The organism is Mitsuokella apri (assembly GCF_051886055.1).
In the GTDB taxonomy this organism is placed as follows: domain Bacteria; phylum Bacillota; class Negativicutes; order Selenomonadales; family Selenomonadaceae; genus Mitsuokella.
In genome coordinates this window covers 1-2,572 of sequence record NZ_JBJEXT010000024.1, presented here as the reverse complement: position 1 = coordinate 2,572, position 2,572 = coordinate 1, and the positions used below count along the sequence as shown (strand labels likewise).

Below are 2,572 nucleotides of genomic sequence, written 5' to 3'. Positions count from 1 at the left end.
ATGACAGCGACGAGCGGCTTCCGATCAAGGAGCTTCGTTCTCATCTTTTTCATATTGGCCGGTGTCTTGCGGCGACTTGTATTATATTACAGGACTTTATGCCTTTTGTCAACAGTTTTTCCATAAAAAATATAAAAAAGATACCTCACCACTTAGACACATGATGAGGTATCTCCCAATATGATCTTTTGCGTCAGCCATTCAGCCTAAAATGAGCCTTAAGACGGGCCCTCCGTATAGGCCTCAGCGTCGATGACAACGTCATCATCCGCTTCGGAGATCTTGTAATTGCCACGTGGTGTACCGCGGCGCTCCAAATCGCGCACGATCGCTGCACCGTCTCCAGATTTCAGCTCTGTCGTCGCTGCCTGCGGCTCATATGCGCGAGCAAAGACAACGTGAGCATCTGAGAGAAGGAACATTACGGCAGCGAAAACGGCCGCCAGGCAAAGCCCTTTTCCAAATAAGATTCTGCTCATGCTCTCACCCGCTTTACCAAGATTGAAAAACAATCTTCCTTTAAATAAAAAGCAGGCTGCATGAAATCATACAGCCTGCCAAGATATATCCAGTCCGGTCTTACACGCGAGCAGTAAGGGCTCAGTCACCAATCAGTTCCATAGCCCAATAGTAGTGACCATCACTGCCTCTCACACAAGATACACCCATCTTGGTGAAATGATGGTTGAGGAGATTAGCGCGATGCGTCGGGGAACCCATCCAAGCGCGAACGATCTTTTTTGCATCCACTACTCTGCTGATGGCAAGGTTTTCACCGAACCAGGAGCAGGATGCACCATTCAAAACTGACTTCACAGGGCTGCCGTCCGGGCGCTGATGAGCAAACAGGATGCTTGCTTCCTGCGCCCGCGTTCCAGCCGCCTGATCAAGATAAACAATCTTGGTTAACGGCTGAATTCCGGCTGCCGCACGTTCCATATTGACGCTATCCAGGATTTCGTCCTGAAGGCTGGCCGCAAAAGCCGTGCTTGATGCAAAAACGATACATGCCATGACCAGCAAGGTCATCATCTGCCGCAAGGTTTTCATAATTGGCCGCCTCTTTCGCTTCAAATAAGATTAACATTTGAGTACTTTGTCTCCAAACTTGCCTTGTACTCTCCTGTAAAAACAGGCTGCCATCTCATTATTGCGAACTTAAGCAGATTTCCCACTGTCGTAAATGTCACGCATCCACGAAGCATGTTTTGCATCATTTAGTTGTATCAGTTTCGTCTGGTTTATCCTTACTACCTATAGTTTATCATAGTTATTTTGACAGGTCAATTACTCATATTCTTCTAAAGAAAACTATTTTTCCTCTAGAAATATTTTTCGTTATTTACATATCGAAGTGAACATAAACACCGTCAAGGTCCTCAAGAACAAGGCCCATCTCGTTGAAACCAGCGTGGAGAGCCTGTGCCGAGAGTTCCACATTGTTCTTTGCATCGCCAAGGCGGACAAGAGCCATAGCAGCTTCGTCAACCGGCGCAATATTGAACGTGGAACCATTGTACGTCATGCGGAACATGCCTTCTCCATCGGCCGTCACGAGAGTCTTCGTATATTCACGGTACTGCGTCTTCGGCTGATTCGGCTCCGGCAGGCATTTGCCCGTCGGCTCAAGGCGTACCTTGTCCGGATCTGCCGCAACGTCGTACGTGCCATAGTTCGAGACCTTGCCGTTTTCGACTTTGAAGAACGGAAGCTCAGCACTGACGAGACCTGCGACACGGTCGACGCCCGGAATGCCGCGGCTGCCGAGATTATTTGTCCACGAACCGGAACCATTGAGGTTCGTCGGGTTGTTGTGGTCGATATCCGGCTTCGTCGGAACATCTGGGTTTGTCGGTTCAGGAATCGGCGTAACAACGATACTGCCATCATAAGTATAGCGGTAGTTGCCTGCAACATCGCCAGAGATAATTGGCGTACCGTTGATGTTGGCCACTACGTCATACTTGTTGTCGCCAAGACTGCTGCCATTCGTATACGTCGCATCAACATGCTCACCATAGACAAGCTGGCTGTCAATATCTGGCGCAACCGTATAGGTAACGTCAGACAGCGTATTGCCGGAACCTTCCACAGAGAATTTAACATCTTTCGGCATAATCAGGGCTTCCGCGTCGCCACCCGAAATCGTGTAGTTCTTGAGAAAATCTGCACCCGAAAGTTTCGTACCGAATGCATACGTACCGACGTTGTTCGTCTTCGTATTGTTATTGAGATATGCTCCGCCGTAATCGCCATAGTCAAAGAGGAAGCCTGTTGGCAGATCGCCATTAACAAGGCCATCAACCGTCGAAGAGGTCGTCTTGACCGTGCCATACGTCGTTTCGACATCATCCGTATGAAGCGTGAGCTCTGCCGGCGTAACGCTGGCTGTCTTCTCGAAGACTTTGCTCGTTTCACCATCAGCGAAGCGATAGTTCGGATTGTTTGCATCAAGCGTTACCGTCGTGTTGTAGACATTCGTACCGACATCGTTCGTTACACGGCCTTCCGTATTGCCCGTCAAAGCATTGGAGCCCGTAATATCAGCCTCAAAGTCACTGTCGCCATTGAC

General features: G+C 49.1%; 3 protein-coding genes. All 3 read right to left on the bottom strand.

Features of this window, described 5'->3' with window-relative positions; all coding sequences use genetic code 11:
* Positions 1 to 218: 218 nt before the first annotated feature.
* On the bottom strand, positions 219 to 479 hold the full coding sequence (locus tag ACI4OH_RS02305; protein ID WP_432648295.1) for a hypothetical protein: 261 nt from the start codon (positions 477 to 479) through the stop codon (positions 219 to 221).
* Between the two features lie 121 nt (positions 480 to 600).
* On the bottom strand, positions 601 to 1,050 hold the full coding sequence (locus ACI4OH_RS02300) for a CAP domain-containing protein (RefSeq protein ID WP_432648296.1): 450 nt from the start codon (positions 1,048 to 1,050) through the stop codon (positions 601 to 603).
* Positions 1,051 to 1,342: 292 nt separating this feature from the next.
* The coding region (locus tag ACI4OH_RS02295) for a hypothetical protein (protein ID WP_439784084.1) at positions 1,343 to 2,572 on the bottom strand (1,230 nt) is incomplete at its 5' end.